The sequence below is a fragment of the Exiguobacterium sp. s64 genome (assembly GCF_018618035.1).
Classification (GTDB): Bacteria; Bacillota; Bacilli; order Exiguobacteriales; family Exiguobacteriaceae; genus Exiguobacterium; species Exiguobacterium mexicanum_A.
Window position 1 is genome coordinate 271,622 of record NZ_JACSLH010000001.1, and the last position, 17,558, is coordinate 289,179.

Here is a 17,558-nt window from a genome sequence, read left to right on the forward strand (position 1 = left end):
CAGCTGAGCGCGGGACTGTTTTTCAATCGTCGTCGAACATATACGATTTTGATTTCGACGCGACGTTCATGACGAGGCCGATGGCAATCATGTTCATGATGATCCCGGTCCCGCCGTAACTGATGAACGGTAACGTCAGACCGGTGATTGGAAGGACACCGATCGTCATGCCGATGTTCTGGAAAATTTGGAACGTGAACATGGCGATGACTGCGGTCACGATGTAACTGCCGAACGGACTGCTTGCCTCAAGCGCGATATGAATCATCCGGTATAAGAACAGGAAGAAGACGATTATCACGATGGCCGCACCGATGAACCCATAATGTTCAGCGATGACGGCGAAAATGAAGTCGGTCTGCGACTCCGGCAAATAGACCAAACCTTGACCGTACCCGGCCCCGAACATTTGACCGGACCCGATCGCCTGAAGCGATTTAATCAATTGGAACGCCAAGTCGTCGGAATACTCATACGGATAAATCCACGCTTGGAATCGATTCAAGGCGTGTCCCGGAACAAAGCTTTGCAACACCTCGAAATGGGAGAAGAACAAGTACATGAAACCGCCGATCGTCACGGCAGCGGCGCTGAACAGACCGAGCAACCATTTCCAGCCGATTCCGGAGACGATGATGATGGCCCCGAGCATCGTGATGAGAACCAGCCCGGTCCCTAAATCCGGTTGCGTCACAATCAGTCCGAGCGGCGGAATGGCGAGTAGGACGAGCTTCATTAACAGCCACGTGTCCTGTTGGGACGAGCCGTAGCGTTTATTATGGTCGTAGACGATCGTAGCCATGGAGATGAGCAAAAACAACTTCATGAATTCGGCCGGTTGAAAACTGAAACCTGGCACGTTGTACCAGCCGTACGCCCCGTTAATGTTTGGAACGAGTGTCGTATCCCGGAGCGGTATCAAGCCCACTAGCAGCAAGAGCCCGAAGGAATAGAGATACCAGTGAATTTTTCGCAACTGTTCGTACTCGATCGTCATGATGGCGAACATGGCCACGAACCCAATGATGTAACGGATTCCTTGATCAAATGCGAAGTTGATATGTTGTAATCGTGTCGGCAACATCGGTTGTGCCGTGTAAATGGCGCCAAGGCTTATAACCATCAAGAAAAAGACGATTGTCAAAAGTGTCGTGTCTAAACTTCTTAAATAAGATTGAATGCGGTTCATGATGAAGTCGTCTCACCCTTTCTATACGTATTTTATCTTACCGTAAGTTAAAAAAATCGCAATACGTTACGCGCTAGTTGACAAAACAGACACCATTCTGTAATCTGATAACAGATGTTATAACCAGGTACTAAAAAGGGGAGTTTACGATGTCAATCTATCCAACGTTAACGAATAAGACGTATGTCGTCATGGGAATTGCCAATAAACGCTCGATCGCATGGGCGATCGCGAAGACGCTCGACGCGGCAGGTGCGAAGCTCGTCCTTACGTATGCGGCCGAACGCTTCAAATCAGGTCTTGAGTCGCTTGCGGCCGATTTGAACGGAGAGGCCCTACTTTTAGAATGCGACGTCACGAACGACGAAGCGATCAATACGACGTTCCGTACGATTCACGAACAAGCAGGGCCGATTCAAGGAATCGCCCATTCAATCGCATTCGCTGACAAAGAAGCACTACGCGGCGAATTCTCGGAAATGACGCGCGGGCAGTTCGCGCAAGCGCTCGACATTTCGGCGTACAGTTTGACGGCAGTCGTCAAAGCGGCCAAGCCGTATTTCGCAGAAGACGCTTCGGTCATCACACTCACGTACCTCGGCGGTGAGCGCGTCGTCCCGAACTACAACTTGATGGGTGTCGCAAAAGCAGCCCTCGACTCGAGCGTCAAATACTTGGCGAACGAGTACGGACCTCACGGCGTCCGCGTTAACGCGATCTCGGCAGGACCGATTCGCACGTTATCGGCCAAAGGTGTCGGCGATTTTAACAGCATTTTGTCTGAGCTTGAACAGAAGGCGCCACTGCGTCGCAACGTCTCGGCAGAAGAAGTGGCCTCGACGGGCTTGTTCTTGTTATCGAGCATGGGCAGCGGTGTGACAGGAGAAGTCATCCACGTCGACAGCGGTTATCATATTTTGTAAATATAGGGGAAGGGCGCAGCGATGCGCTCTTTTTTGTATTATTCCGACCTGATTTCGGGTAAGGACCTGTGAAGGAGGTTGGATCATGGGTCCTTATCAGATTGATTTCACGGTCGTCCAATATGGAAATCGCCAAGTTCAACCGACAGAACGGGCGAATATCGAGCCGGTCACGCGGATTCAGCGTGTCCAACGAATCCGGCCGCGCCAAGAAGAATGGCTAGAAGCCGAACAACAAAACAGCCCCGGTCGATTTGTCGACCGGAGCGTGTAATCTTATCCGCGGAACCGGAACGTCTCATAGACGTTCCATGTTTCGTTTTCGAGCTCATACATGACGGCCATACGGTTGACCGTTTCCTCGAAATGAACTTGCTCCATGCGCATCCGTTCGAGCACGTCGAACAGTTCGGCATCGGTCAAATCTTGCCCGATGGTGATGTGCGGGAGAAACTCGTATTTGGGAGGCTGGTTGAGAAGCCCCTCGTGGAGCTTGTCTTGGAGCGCTGACAGTTCGCGCGTCGGCAACACTTTTAAGTAGAGGACGTTGTTCGTCGGTGCGAACGAGCGGACCCCATCGATTTTTAATTGGATCGGTTTGGTCGAGTCCGCGACTTGTTGCAAATACTCGAGCACTTTCGGTAAATCGGCTTCGTTAATCTCCGTGCGTTCCTTGATTGTCACGTGTGGTGAAATCAAGGCATACTTCGTATCGTACCGCTTCCGATACGAGTTGGCGAAATCTTGAACTTGTTTTGATGGAAATAAGACTACCCCAATCTTCATTCCAGTTCCCCCTTTATAAAGTGGTCTACTTTTTTATGATGACCGATTTATTGAATGAAGTCAAAGCGGGCTTAGTCTTTTTTTCGAGTTTTCAGTATAATAGAGGTTGAGTACTTCGGGAGAAACCTTCTCGAGATGAAAGGATGTGTAGCGGGAGTGTTCCCGCCTAGATGATGAAACATGTACCACACTCACGAGACGTACGCGAGGCCGCACGGGCTCGCTTGATTGAACGGGGCGTATCGATTGAATCGATCGCCGAGATCGTCTATCAAATGCAGGCGCCGTATTCGCCACACTTGTCATTGAAAGACTGCACGGAATCGGTCGAGGCCGTGTTAGATAAACGAGAGCTCCAACATGCGATTCTCGTCGGATCAGAACTTGATATTCTCGCCGAACGCGGACAGTTGTCCGAGCCACTGTTGTCAATCGTGGCATCGGACGAGGGCTTGTTCGGTGTCGATGAGACGATTGCCATCGGGGCCGTCAACACATATGGTTCCATCGCCGTCACGACGTTCGGATACTTAGACAAAGCGAAAATCGGCATCATCAAACAGCTCGACACGAAAATGGAAGATGGTCAAGTCCATACGTTCATGGACGACCTCGTCGGCGCGATCGCGGCGAACGCATCGGGACGCTTGGCGCACCGCTTGCGCGATATGACCGACTTTGGCGAAGACGAGATGCGGGAACGGAAAGGCTTGTATTAATGACACCGCGCTCAAACATGTTGGCGATCACCGGGGCGATCAGTTTCGTGCTCTTCTCGGTGGTCGTTGTTTTAGGTTGGGTGGTGCCGGTTGATCGCTTCGTCACGTCTACGCTTGACCCGCTCGCCGGTCCGCTGTTCGTCTATGTGACCGAGCTCGGCAGCGTGAAGGTATTGATCGGCCTGTCGTTTATCGGCATGCTTTATTTTTTGTGGCGGGGCGACCGGTTCGAGGCGTTTCGTTTACCGATTGTCGTCATTACGACGCTACTTGTGACGCAAGGGCTGAAACTCATCTATGGTGTCGACCGGCCGTCGATCGATGCGGCGCTCGACGCGACGACGTACAGTTTCCCAAGCGGTCATGCCTCAGGGTCACTCGCGTTGTATGGACTGCTCGCCGTATTGGTCTATCGACGGAATGAGACCGTCGCCGGCTTGATTCTGCTCGTCACACTGACGTTGGCCGTCTCGTTCAGCCGGGTCATCTTGAACGTCCATTATTTTAGTGACGTCATCGGAGGCTGGCTCGTCGCCCTTGTCATCGTGGCGGGGTCAGAAATGGTAAGGAGGAAACAAATTTGATTCTTGTAACACAAGTCGAAACATGGTTGTTTATGGACCGCGACCGGGCTGATGAGGCGGAAGCGCCGACGATCCTGGTCGAAAAGGATGCGTCCGGAGCCAAATCGTTCACCGCGATGCGGACATTGTTCCAACTGAAGAAATGGACAGGGCAACACCGCTTCGTGCCGCTCTTGTCGTGTGATGAAGCGGCTTATCGAGCCTACGAGGTGTTTCATGTCGATGCCAAGCCCCCGTTCGCCATCCTTGAATCGGGACATGTATTGATGAAGGACAATGAGCGGGATGAGGCCTATGAAGGCGCCCTGCGCGACGCAGGTGTCACGACAGACCGCGAGCGGATCGCGTTCGCAGCGGATTACCTTGAACGGGAACTTGGTGAACCGGTCATACTCGCCATCGATGAGGCGATCACGTCGCATCCCCGCGTGCCAGATGACGTATGCGTACCGGGAAATGTGATGCAGACAAGTGAACGGCTGTTCGCTTGGGCGAACCGACAACAAGCAGAGAGAGGTGACGCACGATGAACGAGTGGGAACAAAAGATCCAAGCACTACTCGACGGTTCGGTCGAAGAGTTACTCGTGCCAAAAGACGATTTTTTGACGGTCCGCTCGCTGTTGATCGACAAGGGCTGGATGTTTGAAGTCGTCGGGGAAGCGAAACACGGGGGCGTCACAATTTATCGGAAGAACAAACAAAGCGCGTCCTCTTAAGAGGAACGCGCTTTGTTTGTTTAGGCATTTAGGCGTTAGAAGCCAATTTGATTTTTTGTCGTTTTAACTTGTGTAATAACCAGGCATGTAACACTTCACAAGAATGGTGAGGAAGGGTCAGTTCAACGAGCGGGTGTGACTGACCGAATATAGTGAAGCGCGAATGGTCCTCGTCGAGCATCGATACTTGAATATTGGTCGCTTCTTGAAGCGAAATCCGTTGCTCGCCGGCTACTGCATCTTTTAGTTTCAGCATTTTTCCATTCGTCGCAAACTTGGTGAACGAAGACATTCCCTGTACTTTCAGTTGTTCCATCTCGTGTATCTATCCATCCGCATGATGAATAGATTTTCACCTCGCTTTCTCTATATTGCCTTCCATTCCTCCAGAAGGTTATTCCTAGTATACCGTCCTCGCGATAAAAGAAAAGACTTAATTTAACGAAAAATTAAGACAATTTGTTATCAATTTTTAAAAATAGTGTCACAGGCGCATCGCTAAAGGATTTAAGGTGTAATCCGTATGGGTGGGATAACAAAAAAGAACCTGATGAGATCAGGTTCGACAAAGATTCATGCAGGGATGAACTCAAAAGCGTTCGATCTCCCACGTGCGCCGGCGATACGTCAATTGTCCCTTCAACGCAATCGATTCCTTCTTCGCGTCAAAATCTTCCTCGAGGACGGACATGTCCTCGTAACGTCCCGCGACATAGAAGGCGATCGACACGTGGCGATTGAATAGACTCCGTTTCGTATGGTCAAAATCGATGATCAAGCCTTGCGGTGACAACGCCAAAATTTCATCGATAACCGGGAGGGGGATGGGGACAAAACTGATGTTACGGATGTCCCGATCGAGTTTGCTTTGCAAGACGCTTTGGAGAAACTGGCTAATCGTCGACCAGTCTCTGATGTAGAGGCTGCTGTGACGGTCGTTCGACTCGTTGAAGAAAGCGATCTCGTTTTGAATCGAGTTGAGGAACGGCCCCTTCAAACCTCGTTCCATGTGGCTGAGGAACAAAATCTCGGCGATTTCATGGTCTGATAACGATTCGAGTAGGTGGTAGTCGGGAAAGTCGATAGCAGTGAAGCTTGTTTGATTGTTTAAGTATTTCGTCGAGAACGTCGACAGTTCGTGCGCCTCGATATAGCGAAACCGGGTCCGGGACGACTGTCTCATCCCTTTTATGTCCGTGCGACAGATGATCATCGGGCGAGCGAGTGATAGCGCCTCGGTGACATCGCTCAGCGTCACGCCGTGAAGTGTGAAACGTTGCAGTTCTCGGTCTTGTTTAATATAGAACAACTGTTTTGACATGTTTATCCCCTCAGTTCAAAGTCACTATAGTTTGATTTTAGCAAATCCCTATCGAGTGCGCCATGTTTGAGCGGTTCGGGAGGATTGAGATGATGGTTTTTTTGGGAAAATGGTTATAATTGAGGAAAAGAAGCAGAAAGGCGGATTCCATATGTGGGGGTTGAAAAAAAGTTTTCCTGAACTCATAACGAGTCGGTTCATCTTAAGAGAACTCGAACCCCGTGACGCGAGGGCGCTCTATGTGATTCTCTCGACCGAGGAAGTGATGCGCTATTACGGGTCTGACCCTTTATTGGCCGTATATGAGGCGAAGAACGTTATCGCTTATTTCAAAGACCAGTTTCAACAAGGCAAAGCGATCCGCTGGGCGATCTGCGACCGTGAGACGAACGAACTGGTCGGGACCATCGGCTTTCATAACTGGACGCCCCAATACTTTCGTGCCGAGATCGGCTTTGAGGTTGCGCCAAACCACTGGCGTCGCGGCGTCGCGCATGAGGCGGCATCGGCCGTCATCCGGCACGGGTTCGACGAGTTCAAGTTTCATCGCATCTCGGCGCTCGTCGCCCCGGAAAACGAAGGGTCGAACCGGTTGGTGCAGAAGCTTGGATTCACGGAAGAGGGGCTACTTCATGATTATGCCTATAGTCATGGCCGTTTCATGGACTTGACGATGTATCGTCTCTTGAAAGAGGAATGGAATGAGAGGGAGGAAAGATGATGAGACAACTTGTGCTGTTACACGGTTTATGTGGGTCACCTGACTACTTTGAGGAACTTATCCCGTTGCTTGATGCGGAAGTATATGCGCTGACGCTGCCAGGTCATGCTGGAACCGAAGCAGGACCTGAGACGATGGACCAGTTCGCGGATTGGGTGGTCGCCGAGATGCGGCTCCGAGAACTCGACCGGCCGATCGTACTCGGCCATTCATTCGGCGGCTACATCACGACAAACCTCGTCCGCCGTTATCCGACCGAGTTGTCGGGATTCGGTTTGATCCACTCGACGGCAGCGGCTGACCCGGAAGGAGCAAAAGCCAAACGCAATCAAGCGATCGAACGAGTGATGGAAGAAGGGGTCCATCCGTTCATCGATACGATGATTCCCGGCGTGTTTGCGGCTGATTCCGACACTAGCTTGATTGAACGCGCGAAACAAATCGGGTATGAGATGTCGAAGGAAGGGGTCATGTCTGCCCAGCTCGCAATCCGCGATCGGGCCGACGAAACGGAGACCGTGCGTGAAACGGGATTGCCCGGACTATTCCTCTATGGGGACAAGGATCCGAACATGGACGCGGATCGTGCTTTTTTAGGCGCAGAACATCACACGAAACAAACCGTCCCAAGCAGCCATATGGGGATGATGGAGGAGCCTGAATTAGAAGCGCGACTCATCAACAATTGGCTTAAGGAGGTGCGACATGTCTAAATTCAAACTTGTCGCCGTGTCAGGGAGTCTTCGGAAAGCGTCGTTCAATACGGCGTTGCTCCACTCGATTATCGAGCTCGGCCGTGACCGCTTCGATGTCGAAATCGCTTCGATTGAGATGCCGCTCTATAACGACGACTTGATCGACCCGGATGAACCCGAAGTCGTGCGCGACTTCAAACGAGCTGTGCGTGAGGCGGACGGTCTGCTCGTCGTCACCCCGGAATATAACCACAGCATCCCGGGTGTGTTGAAGAACGCAATCGATTGGCTGTCGCTCGAACCAGGCACGCCGCTCCGTGAGAAACCGGTCATGATTGCCGGGGCGTCTCCGGGCATGCTCGGGACGGCGCGATGTCAAATTCATCTCCGTCAAGTATTTGCCACAAATCGTGCTAACGTTTTACCAGGAAATGAAATCTTTATCACGCATTGTAAAGAAAAGATTGATGATACTGGATTGCATGATGAAAAGTCGCGGCAACAAATCGACCGAGTATTATCGGAGTATTACAATTGGATTGAATTTTGGAAGCGTCAAGCAAAAAATTAACTTGAAGTCGCCCTGATTGTTTGATAGAAATGAATTGTGAAAACAAACACAAAGGGAGCGACAGCAAAAATGGAAACGTATATTGAACTGTACAATGGCGGCGAGTTAGAGGACCGGGCAGTCATCAATGACGGGATGACGTTCGGCCGGATCACGATTGTGGAATTATTCTATCAGACGGGCCATATTTTCGGATACGTGAAGGCCGATGGAGAGAAACGTTTCTTCCTCGAGCCGGTCGCCGGGGACGATACGTTCATCGTCGAAGGGGATCGTTATTCGCTCCAACAGTTCATCGCCCTATTTTGATGTTCACGACGCAAGCGACTCGCTTGCGTTTTTTTGTCGTTTTCGTCACGATTGAAGGTGAGGTGATGAGGATGAAACTAGTAGCAATTGAACCAACTCCAAGTCCAAATAACTTGAAGATTATCGTGGAGCCGGCTTTCACTGGCCGAGGCGTCACGTATGACAAGGCGAGCCGTGACATGCCTCCGATTATCGAGGACATCGTCGGGTTGCGAGGGGTCAAGTCGGTCTATGCGGTTTCCGACTTCCTCGCCGTCGAACGCCATCCAAAACATGATTGGCACGACGTTATGAACGAGATTCGTCGCGCGTTCGGGGAAGACGTCCCGGAAGTCGAGGCGAACCAGATGGCGGCGGACTATGAACCGGTCCACGTATCGGTCCAGTTCGTACTCGACGTCCCGATGCAGTTAAAACTCGTCAAAGGTGACACCGAAAAACGTGTCGGTCTGTCGAAGAGGTTCGTCGACGCGGCGCTCGACGTGCAAGCACAAGTGAAAAACGTCATTCAAGACCGGCGTTGGGTCGAGCAAGCTCCGCGTTACGGAGAGCTCGAGGACGTGAGCGTCGTCGCGCAAGAAGAACTCGAGGCGGCTTATCCCGAAGAACGGGTCGCGCGCATCGTCGCCCGTGCGTTCGGCCGGGAAGCCGACTATGAAGCGAATGCGAACCAGTTGCAATCAGACGATTGGAAAGCGCGATTGGCGTTCTTGGACGAACTCGAGATCGTTCCGGACAACATGGTGTACTTCCGCCGTGCGCTCGAGGATAAAGTGATGGCGATCCGTCGACAAGCGGTCGTCATGATCGGCATGTTCGAAGAGAACCGCGAAGAGTACGTCACGTATATCGAACAGGCGCTCGTGGACTCGTCACCGATCGTCCGTCGTACGGCCGGCGATACGGTATCGGATTGGGCGTTGCCGCAGTCGCAGCCGTCGATGATCGAGGCGCTCAAAGACAAGAGCAAGCTTGTCCGTTGGCGGGCCGCCCGGTTCTTGTTCGATTGTGGTGATGAGCAAGCGGTGCCGGCATTGAAAATTGCCGAGGACGACCGCGAGTTCGAGGTTTCCCTTCAAGCCCGTCTCGCGAAAGAGCGAATCACGAGTGGAGAGACTGCGCTTGGGACGGTGTGGCAACAAATTTCGAATCGAACGAAGTAACAATCATTCGACAAACAAATATTTAATTTTTTTACAGTTACAGGGAAGAGAGACGAATCCTCATGCGATTCGTCTCTCTTTTCTCGTATTCAATTTGATAATTCATCCAAATGACTAACAATCGATACCAGTTATTCGACAGTTGGGTAAACGGGTCTTTTGGCCTGTCGAACGATGGGACGTTTTTCCTTGCGAATCGTTGATACACTAAACATATCTTATCCCAACAAAGGAGCCATACTCATGATGCTTTTTGCAGAAACCCCAGAACTCGTAGCCTATAAGGAAGTCGTCGATGGTATGATCACGGTCATCTTTGAGTCGATTCACAGTGAGACGTTCTCGATCTCTGCACAAGTTCGTTCCGACATCGACGTCGCCGACGCGTTGTTCATGACTGGTTGGCAACAGTACGTGGAAAACGTCCAAGTTTCATAATAAAGGTGAATAATATACGTAAACCCATTACAAACGTCTGCACGAACGTTTACACTAGTGCTATAGACGTTTTTTTTTATTTTTCAGAGGAGAGTGGGATACGTGAAGAAGACTTGGTTATTGGCCATCGTCACGGCGATGATATTGGTTGTGGCGGCGTGCAGCAAAGAAGAAGCGAACCCGAGCGATGTGGACGACACCGCGTCGACACCGCCTGCTTTATTGACGCTCGATACGAACGTGAGCTACGATGCCGAATCGAAACAACTGTCGACGACGGTGTCGATGACAAACCCGAACGAAGAACCGGTCAAGGTAACGTTCAACTCGTCTCAACGGTTTCAAATGACGGTGATGAACGGTGATACGACCGTCTTCGATTACGGCAGTGAATATATGTTCACGGAATCGATTATCGAAGAGACGTGGGAGCCAGGCGAGAAGAAAGTGTTCGATGAAGTGTTCCCGCTCACGCTCGAAGCCGGGGACTATACAGTCGATTTCGTCGGACTGGCCCAAGTCGACGGTGCACCTGAAATGGCGGTCACGGATCAACAGACTTTGACGGTCGAAGCGGCGGAGCCACCGGCAGAAGAGGGAACGAGCGAAGAACCGGCGGAAGAGCCGACGGAAGAGCCGAGTGATCAGCCGGCCCAAACGAACGGTGCGTTCCGCGATGTCGCCATCAAACTGAACGGTAACGCGATCGACGTGTCTGGCTACACGGACGTCGAAGAGTTTGAGTGGAGTGTGTCGGACGGTCATAACCTATATGCTCAAGGCGCGGCAGAAGTGACGAGCGGCGGCTTTACGTTCGGCGCTCTATTGGACGAAGAACCTCCGGCCGGGAAAACGCTGTTCTTGGAGATGACACCGATTGGCGGAGACGTAGCCTCGTTCCGCATCCAATAAGCGAACGACGGAAACTGAGGTTTCCGTCGTTTTTTTTCGGGAATGAAACAAGTTGACGACACCGCCAGATTGTCAGACAATTAGGCAAACCGATATCAGTTAGGGAGGAAGTTGAGTATGCAGCAACATATTATCGAATCGACACATGTCAAACCATCGATTAACCCGGCCGAAGAAATTCGTCTTCGGACCGATTTTTTAAAGGCTTATGTTAAACGGGCCGGGGCGAAAGGGCTCGTCCTTGGCATCTCGGGTGGACAGGACTCGACGCTCGCCGGTAAACTCTGTCAGCAGGCGATGGAAGAGTTGCGTCAAGAAACGGGCGCGGAGTACACGTTCTACGCCGTCCGTCTTCCGTATGGGGAACAACATGACGAAGCGGATGCGAAGCGCGCCCTCGAATTCATCCGTCCGGACAAGACGTTCACGGTCAACGTGAAGCCGGCCGTCGACGCCTCGGCTGAAGCGTTCGCACAAGCGACCGGTCTTGAACTCGGTGACTTCCATAAAGGGAATACGAAAGCACGCGAGCGGATGAAAGTTCAATATGACATCGCCGCCACGTTCGGCGCGCTCGTCGTCGGTACGGACCATGCGGCTGAATATGTGACGGGCTTTTACACGAAGCACGGCGATGGGGCTGCCGACTTGACGCCGCTCACCGGACTCAACAAACGCCAAGGCAAGGCATTGCTCCATGAACTTGGAGCGCATGAGAGTTTAATCTATAAAGTGCCGACGGCTGACTTAGAAGATGACAAGCCGGGACTCCCGGACGAGGTCGCTCTCGGGATGACGTATGATCAGCTCGATGACTACTTAGAAGGCAAAGAGATCGACCCGGCCATCGCCGAGCGGATCGAGACGATCTTCAAGCGGTCGCGCCATAAGCATCATATGCCAGCCTCGCTCTACGACGAGTGGTGGCAGTGACCATAGAGGACCAGCCCACGGGTTGGTTCTTTTTGTATGATGAGCCAAGTTCTGTATTGCCTTTGCCGGCACCCTCCGTTCCTGGGGCGATGCGGATGCCTCCGCAGCGCGAATCGCGCTTTACGGGGTCATCCTTGCATCGCTCTCCCCTAGGAGTTCGGATGCCGGCCTTGGCACTGGACAGTCAGACCGTCGCGATGGGGCACCGTGATTGCCCGCGGAAAGCATGGGCGCCGAAAAGGACGCGCGATTTAATCACACAAAAGAACCGATCCTTAGACCGGTTCTTTTGTGTATCACGTATTAGCGCTTCGAGCGTGTCGGCATGAATTGGATGAGCAAGATGAGCGTGAACGCGATCAAGCTGAGCAGCGGGATCGTGATGAACCCGAAATAGTTCACCCAACGAATCAAACAGTCGTTACTGCAGAACGCGTCGCCGTTCGGGATGCGTTCGAGAACGACGTGATAGAGGGCAATCGCCCAACCCGCCCCGGCCATGAGACCGACGAACAATTTGTTCACAGCACGGTTTGAGACCATGACCGTCAAATAATAGATGGCGAGCGGATACATAAATATGCGTTGGAACCAGCATAACTTGCATGGCACGTACAGCATGATTTCCGAGAAATAAAGACTGCCGAGCGTCGCGATGGTGGCGACAATAAAGGCAAAATGATGACGTTGCATCTGATTTCCTCCTGACGATTCAAAACTAATCGACAAACATGATATGATACAGTGAAGCAATAACGTATCCAGTATACAATCTTTGAAACGATAGAGAAACAGGTGACGTCATGCAAGTATCAGAAGTGGAAGTGTTGATCGTCCTCGCCGAGGAGTTGAACATGCGCAAAGCAGCGGAGCGGTTATTCGTCTCCCAGCCCGCGCTCAGTCAACGTCTCGTCACGATCGAGCACCAATGGGGTAAAAAGATATTCGTCCGTTCGACGCGCGGGCTCGCGCTCACACCAGACGGAGAAAAAATCATCGACTTCGCAAAGAAGATGTACAGCGAAGAACAGGAGCTGCGTGGGGAGTTGACGGCGCAACAAGGTGAGGTGTACGGTACATTAAAAATCGCCGTCGCGTCCATCATGGGACAGTATTGGCTGCCCCGCGTCTTGAAACGATTCATGGAGCGGTATCCGTCGGTCCGGGTCAAACTCGTGACGGGCTGGTCAAGCGAGATGATGCGCTATATGCTAGAAGAAAATTTTCATATCGGTATCATCCGGGGGAACCCTGACTGGCGCGGCGAGAAGATGAAACTGTTCTCAGATTCGCTCCACTTGGTCGATATGCGGATGACCGATTTGAAACAATTAAAAAACAACGAGCGCTCATTCATTCAATTCAAGAGCGACTCGACGTATTATCAAGAGATTCTCGAATGGTGGCAGGAACGATTCTCGAGCCCGCCGCTGACAACGCTCGTCGTTGATCAGATTGAGACGTGCAAACAGATGGCGCTCCATGGAATAGGCTTCGCGATTTTGCCGGAGTCGACGATCCGCGATGTCGAGGCGATCAATAAGATTCCGCTCACCTCGTCGAACGGGACACCGCTCGTCCGAGATACGTGGATGTTGTCGACCGAATCGATGCTCGAGTTGGCGCAAGTGAAGGCATTTTGGGAAATCGTGGATGAAGTGACAAAGGAGAGTGTGGAATGAGTTGGGCAATTGAAGCAAGACGGCAGTTACATTTGATTCCAGAACGAGGTTATGAAGAGTTCAAGACACAGGCGACGCTTGAGGAGTTGATTCGTTCCTTGAACTCGCCACGGGTGCATATTTCACACTGGCGCACCGGTCTGTTCGTCCGTGTCGATGGTCTTGTCGGTGAGAAGACGATTGGGTACCGAGCCGATATGGACGGCTTGCCGATCACAGAAGAGACAGGACTTGAGTTCGCCTCGGTCCATGAAGGGATGATGCACGCCTGTGGCCACGACGTTCACATGGCGATTGCCCTTGGGTTGATCAAACGTGCCGTTGAGGAGCCGCTCGATCACGACCTCGTCATTTTTTTCCAACCGGCAGAGGAAGGTCCGGGCGGTGCCGAGCCGATGGCCGTGTCGGAACTGTTCTATCATTTCCGCCCCGATGCGATGTTCGGCCTTCATGTGGCTCCGGAATATCCGGTCGGCACGATCGCCTCGCGCCCGGGTGTCTTGTTCGCGAGTGCGCGTGAACTGCATCTGACGATTCACGGAAAAGGCGGGCACGGGGCCTTCCCACATGCCGGAATTGACGCCGTGATCGTCCAAGCTGCCTTAATCATGCAACTTCAAACGGTCATCTCACGGAACATCGATCCGATGGGAAGTGCTGTCATCTCGATCGGTAAGGTCGCGGCCGGCACGAAAGAGAACATCATCGCCGATACGGCGAAACTCGACGGGACGATCCGTGCGCTGTCGGATAAGGAGATGGTCGTGCTCGAAGGGCGTATCCGTCAAATCATCGCCGGAGTGGAGATGACGTATAACGTTCAAATCGACCTTGAGTTCGGCAATCGCTATCACGAGGTCGTCAATGACGAACGTTATTTGTTCCAGTTTGAAGAAGTAGTCGAAGAAGTCGGGTATTCGTACAAGACGTGTGTCCCCGCCATGACCGGCGAAGATTTTGGTTACATGTTGAAGCAAGTACCGGGCTTCATGGTCTGGCTCGGCGTGAACGATATGGGTTCAGGACTCCATCAATCAACGCTCAATCCGGACGAGCGGGCGATCGATGTCGCCATCGAGCTGTTCGATCATTTCTTTCGAACGGCAATCATTAAATGAAGGGAGCGGACACGACGGTGTCCGCTTTTTTGTGCGAAATGTGTTGAATTGTGCGTGAACGGTTAAAAATTCGGGAAGTAAATAAGACTTGTAAAGCGTCGATATTGTTAATCATGCTCAAATGTGAACATTTTGCGAACTCAAGCATTGAGACATTACAGCGCTATATAAAATCATTATGATAAGGGTATCCAAGGGAAATCATCTGTGATGTTGCGCGATAGACATTGGTTTAAAGCGCTAGAGAGAGATAGGAGGTAATCAATAGATGTTTCAAGATCCTGTCCTGATGAGCCGGGCGTTAACGGCACTCACGTTGGGTTTCCACGTGATTTTTGCCACAATCGGCGTCGGGGTTCCACTTTTAATTTTATTGGCAGAGTTTCTAGGCATTAAAAAGAAAGATCCGAAATATACCTTGATGGCCCGTCGTTGGTCACGGGGCTATGTTGTCACAGTAGCGGTCGGTGTTGTGACGGGTACGGCAATCGGGCTTCAGCTGTCCTTACTTTGGCCGAACTTGATGCGGGTAGCCGGTCAAACGATTGCACTCCCATTGTTCATGGAAACGTTCGCGTTCTTCTTTGAGGCGATTTTCCTCGGAATTTATTTGTACACGTGGGATCGATTTAAAAACCCGTGGCACCATATGCTTCTCGGGATTCCGGTCGCGGTCGGTGCCTTGTTCTCAGGTTTCTTCATTACGACCGTGAACAGCTTCATGAACCAACCGGTCGGATTTGATATCGTCGACGGACGGCTTGCCAACGTGAGCCCGCTTGAAGCGATGTTCAGCCCAGCGATGCCAACGAAAATGGCGCACGTCTTAACGTCGGCTATCTTGACGTCGGCGTTCATCCTTGCGGCGATCGCGGCCGTCCAGTTGCTCCGTCAGCGACGAAACCAGCTCGACAAGTTGTCAATCGAGTATCACAAAAAAGGACTACGCTTGACGATGACCGTCGCACTCATCTTCGCAATCGCGACTGCTCTTGTCGGGGACTTCTCAGGGAAATACTTGGCGAAATACCAGCCGGACAAATTGGCGGCTGCGGAGTGGCACTTTGAAACCTCCTCGGAAGCTGAGCTTATCCTAGGCGGCTGGCTCGAGGAAGACGGGGAAGGCGGTTACGAAGTACGTGGCGCTTTGAAGATTCCATACGCCTTGTCCATCTTAGCTGGCGGCGTACCGAACTACGAGGTAACAGGTCTTGATGAATTCGCGAAAGAAGACCAGCCACCGCTATTCATCCACTATCTGTTTGATGCGATGGTCGGGATCGGGATGCTCCTCGCACTGATTTCGTTCTTGTTCGTCCTCGGACGCTACATCAAGCGGTTACCGCAATTCAGTAAACCGATGCTCATCGCCATCGCAGCGGGTGGTCCGCTCGCGATGATGGCCATCGAGTTCGGCTGGTTCTTCGCCGAGTTCGGTCGTCAACCTTGGGCGCTTTATGATTTGATGCGCACGAGTGAAGCGGCCACGACATCAGCGAACGTCGGTTGGATGCTTATCGCCTTTGCGATCCTGTATGCAGTTCTTGGCGTAGTCACGGTGCTCGTCTTGACTCGTCTGTTCAAGGACAACCCAGTAGGGAAAGAACTAAAACAATCGGAGCATCGCGGTGAAGCGATGTTCGCGGATGAAGTGTGATCGGAGGGTATGACATGCAGATTCAAGAACTAGGGATTGCCGTACTATGGACGTTTTTGTACGGCTATCTCATCGTCGCATCGATTGATTTCGGTGCCGGCTTCTTCGCTTTCTATAGTAAGTACACGAAGCGTGACCACATGATCAACCGTCTGATTCAGCGGTACTTGTCACCGACATGGGAAGTGACGAACGTCTTCTTCGTCTTCTTCTTCGTTGGAATCGTCGGGTTCTTCCCGGATACGGCCTACTATTACGGGACAGCACTTCTCGTTCCGGCTTCGGTTGTCTTGATTTTGTTGGCGATTCGCGGGAGCTTCTATGCGTTCGCCAACTACGGTTCAAAAGAGAGCACGTTTTACATGTTCTTGTACGGGGCAACCGGCCTCTTGATCCCAGCCTCGATGTCGACCGTCCTCACGGTCAGTCAAGGCGGATTCATCAATGAGACCGAGTCCGGCGTCTTCTTTGACGGCATGAAGTTGTTCACCAACTTCTACTCATGGACCGTTGTCTTCTTGGCAATCGTGTCGGTGCTCTACATCAGTGCCATGTTCCTTTTATTCTACGCGGACAAAGCGCGTGACGTTCAAGCGGTCCCGCTCGTTCGGAAGTGGGCCTTGTTCTGGAGCGTGCCGACGATTATTGCCTCGGGCCTCGTCTTCTTCGGGTTGAAGTCGCAGGCGGCTTGGCATTATGAGAGCATTTTGGCAGGCAACTGGTGGTGGTTCGCCGCAAGTTTCATCTTCTTCGTCGTAGCGGTTTCATTCGTCTACTTGAAGCGGAACTACGGCCTCGCTTTCTTGATGGTCATGGGTCAATTCTTCATGGCTTGGTTCGGATATGGTTATACGCACTTGCCATATATCCTTTATCCGTACATCGACATCAACGGAAGCGTCGTCAACGAATCGATGGCGGTCGCACTCGTCGTCGTCTTCATCCTCGGATTGCTCCTCCTCGTACCGGCGCTGTATCTCTTACTTCGCCTGTTCTTGTTCGACAATGACTATGTACGCGGAAAGCGTTCGAGTGGTAAAGCATAAGACCGGATGATTCCGGTCTTTTTTTGTATAGTTTTTTTTGAGGGAATCGGTTACACTGTACGAAGAATCGGGA

General features: G+C 51.8%; 23 protein-coding genes. 18 read left to right on the plus strand and 5 right to left on the minus strand.

Features of this window, described 5'->3' with window-relative positions:
- Positions 1-22: 22 nt before the first annotated feature.
- On the minus strand, positions 23-1,189 hold the full coding sequence (locus KNP64_RS01375) for an FtsW/RodA/SpoVE family cell cycle protein (protein ID WP_034776964.1): 1,167 nt from the start codon (positions 1,187-1,189) through the stop codon (positions 23-25).
- Positions 1,190-1,338: 149 nt separating this feature from the next.
- Here KNP64_RS01375 and fabI point away from each other — a divergent pair, with 149 nt between their 5' ends.
- Together fabI and KNP64_RS01385 are read left to right on the plus strand one after the other, a co-directional pair.
- A complete protein-coding gene (gene fabI / locus KNP64_RS01380; protein WP_214791575.1) occupies positions 1,339-2,112 on the plus strand; it encodes an enoyl-ACP reductase FabI in 774 nt (257 codons plus the stop codon).
- An 85-nt stretch (positions 2,113-2,197) separates the two neighbouring features.
- Entirely contained in the window at positions 2,198-2,386 is a 189-nt protein-coding gene (locus tag KNP64_RS01385; protein WP_021066964.1) for a hypothetical protein, read from the plus strand.
- 2 nt (positions 2,387-2,388) lie between these two features.
- Here KNP64_RS01385 and KNP64_RS01390 read toward each other — a convergent pair whose 3' ends face one another.
- Positions 2,389-2,898 carry a YjcG family protein gene (locus tag KNP64_RS01390; protein WP_138859688.1) on the minus strand — a complete coding sequence of 170 codons (510 nt, stop codon included), beginning with the start codon at positions 2,896-2,898 and terminating at the stop codon, positions 2,389-2,391.
- 173 nt (positions 2,899-3,071) lie between these two features.
- On the opposite strand from KNP64_RS01390, the gene KNP64_RS01395 reads away from it, so the two are divergent.
- Genes KNP64_RS01395 through KNP64_RS01410 form a run of 4 tightly spaced genes read left to right on the plus strand, consistent with a single transcriptional unit; the run spans position 3,072 to position 4,919 of the window.
- A complete protein-coding gene (locus tag KNP64_RS01395) occupies positions 3,072-3,617 on the plus strand; it encodes a phosphatidylglycerophosphatase A family protein (protein ID WP_034779805.1) in 546 nt (181 codons plus the stop codon).
- Entirely contained in the window at positions 3,617-4,201 is a 585-nt protein-coding gene (locus KNP64_RS01400) for a phosphatase PAP2 family protein (RefSeq protein ID WP_138859687.1), read from the plus strand. Before KNP64_RS01395 ends, KNP64_RS01400 begins: the two co-directional genes overlap by 1 nt.
- Complete coding sequence (locus KNP64_RS01405; protein ID WP_138859686.1) at positions 4,198-4,731, plus strand: hypothetical protein; 534 nt, start codon at positions 4,198-4,200, stop codon at positions 4,729-4,731. Before KNP64_RS01400 ends, KNP64_RS01405 begins: the two co-directional genes overlap by 4 nt.
- Complete coding sequence (locus KNP64_RS01410; protein WP_138859685.1) at positions 4,728-4,919, plus strand: nucleotidyltransferase family protein; 192 nt, start codon at positions 4,728-4,730, stop codon at positions 4,917-4,919. The genes KNP64_RS01405 and KNP64_RS01410 overlap by 4 nt, the downstream gene beginning before the upstream one ends.
- 28 nt (positions 4,920-4,947) lie before the next feature.
- On the opposite strand, the gene KNP64_RS01415 is transcribed toward KNP64_RS01410, so the two are convergent.
- Together KNP64_RS01415 and KNP64_RS01420 are read right to left on the minus strand one after the other, a co-directional pair.
- Positions 4,948-5,235: an FHA domain-containing protein gene (locus tag KNP64_RS01415; RefSeq protein ID WP_138859684.1), complete on the minus strand. Its 288-nt coding sequence runs from the start codon at positions 5,233-5,235 to the stop codon at positions 4,948-4,950.
- 273 nt (positions 5,236-5,508) lie between these two features.
- On the minus strand, positions 5,509-6,240 hold the full coding sequence (locus KNP64_RS01420; RefSeq protein WP_138859683.1) for a hypothetical protein: 732 nt from the start codon (positions 6,238-6,240) through the stop codon (positions 5,509-5,511).
- 151 nt (positions 6,241-6,391) lie between these two features.
- On the opposite strand from KNP64_RS01420, the gene KNP64_RS01425 reads away from it, so the two are divergent.
- The 8 genes from KNP64_RS01425 to nadE all read left to right on the plus strand — a co-directional run bounded on the left by KNP64_RS01425 (position 6,392) and on the right by nadE (position 11,982).
- Positions 6,392-6,961 carry a GNAT family N-acetyltransferase gene (locus tag KNP64_RS01425; RefSeq protein ID WP_034776985.1) on the plus strand — a complete coding sequence of 190 codons (570 nt, stop codon included), beginning with the start codon at positions 6,392-6,394 and terminating at the stop codon, positions 6,959-6,961.
- Complete coding sequence (locus KNP64_RS01430; protein WP_214791573.1) at positions 6,961-7,674, plus strand: alpha/beta fold hydrolase; 714 nt, start codon at positions 6,961-6,963, stop codon at positions 7,672-7,674. The genes KNP64_RS01425 and KNP64_RS01430 overlap by 1 nt, the downstream gene beginning before the upstream one ends.
- Positions 7,667-8,227 (plus strand): NADPH-dependent FMN reductase, encoded by a 561-nt coding sequence (locus KNP64_RS01435; RefSeq protein WP_034776989.1) that lies wholly within the window; start codon positions 7,667-7,669, stop codon positions 8,225-8,227. The genes KNP64_RS01430 and KNP64_RS01435 overlap by 8 nt, the downstream gene beginning before the upstream one ends.
- Before the next feature lie 69 nt (positions 8,228-8,296).
- Positions 8,297-8,536 (plus strand): hypothetical protein, encoded by a 240-nt coding sequence (locus KNP64_RS01440; protein ID WP_138859680.1) that lies wholly within the window; start codon positions 8,297-8,299, stop codon positions 8,534-8,536.
- A 71-nt stretch (positions 8,537-8,607) separates the two neighbouring features.
- Positions 8,608-9,699: a virulence factor gene (locus KNP64_RS01445; RefSeq protein WP_138859679.1), complete on the plus strand. Its 1,092-nt coding sequence runs from the start codon at positions 8,608-8,610 to the stop codon at positions 9,697-9,699.
- 243 nt (positions 9,700-9,942) lie between these two features.
- On the plus strand, positions 9,943-10,137 hold the full coding sequence (locus tag KNP64_RS01450) for a hypothetical protein (protein ID WP_021066980.1): 195 nt from the start codon (positions 9,943-9,945) through the stop codon (positions 10,135-10,137).
- 102 nt (positions 10,138-10,239) lie between these two features.
- A complete protein-coding gene (locus tag KNP64_RS01455; protein ID WP_371815240.1) occupies positions 10,240-11,049 on the plus strand; it encodes a BsuPI-related putative proteinase inhibitor in 810 nt (269 codons plus the stop codon).
- A gap of 117 nt (positions 11,050-11,166) precedes the next feature.
- On the plus strand, positions 11,167-11,982 hold the full coding sequence (gene nadE, locus KNP64_RS01460) for an ammonia-dependent NAD(+) synthetase (protein ID WP_138859678.1): 816 nt from the start codon (positions 11,167-11,169) through the stop codon (positions 11,980-11,982).
- A gap of 303 nt (positions 11,983-12,285) precedes the next feature.
- Here the strand turns inward: nadE and KNP64_RS01465 are convergent, their stop codons facing one another.
- Positions 12,286-12,675, minus strand: a complete 390-nt coding sequence (locus KNP64_RS01465; RefSeq protein WP_138859677.1) for a disulfide bond formation protein B — start codon at positions 12,673-12,675, stop codon at positions 12,286-12,288.
- A gap of 110 nt (positions 12,676-12,785) precedes the next feature.
- Between KNP64_RS01465 and KNP64_RS01470 the strand changes: the two genes are divergently transcribed.
- From KNP64_RS01470 to KNP64_RS01485, 4 genes are all read left to right on the plus strand, one after another.
- Positions 12,786-13,664: a transcriptional regulator CcpC gene (locus tag KNP64_RS01470; protein ID WP_034776997.1), complete on the plus strand. Its 879-nt coding sequence runs from the start codon at positions 12,786-12,788 to the stop codon at positions 13,662-13,664.
- Positions 13,661-14,782: an N-acetyldiaminopimelate deacetylase gene (locus tag KNP64_RS01475; RefSeq protein WP_034776999.1), complete on the plus strand. Its 1,122-nt coding sequence runs from the start codon at positions 13,661-13,663 to the stop codon at positions 14,780-14,782. The genes KNP64_RS01470 and KNP64_RS01475 overlap by 4 nt, the downstream gene beginning before the upstream one ends.
- A gap of 268 nt (positions 14,783-15,050) precedes the next feature.
- Positions 15,051-16,439, plus strand: coding sequence for a cytochrome ubiquinol oxidase subunit I (locus KNP64_RS01480; RefSeq protein WP_034777000.1), 1,389 nt, complete (start codon positions 15,051-15,053; stop codon positions 16,437-16,439).
- Between the two features lie 14 nt (positions 16,440-16,453).
- Positions 16,454-17,485, plus strand: coding sequence for a cytochrome d ubiquinol oxidase subunit II (locus KNP64_RS01485; RefSeq protein WP_034777001.1), 1,032 nt, complete (start codon positions 16,454-16,456; stop codon positions 17,483-17,485).
- Positions 17,486-17,558 lie beyond the last annotated feature (73 nt).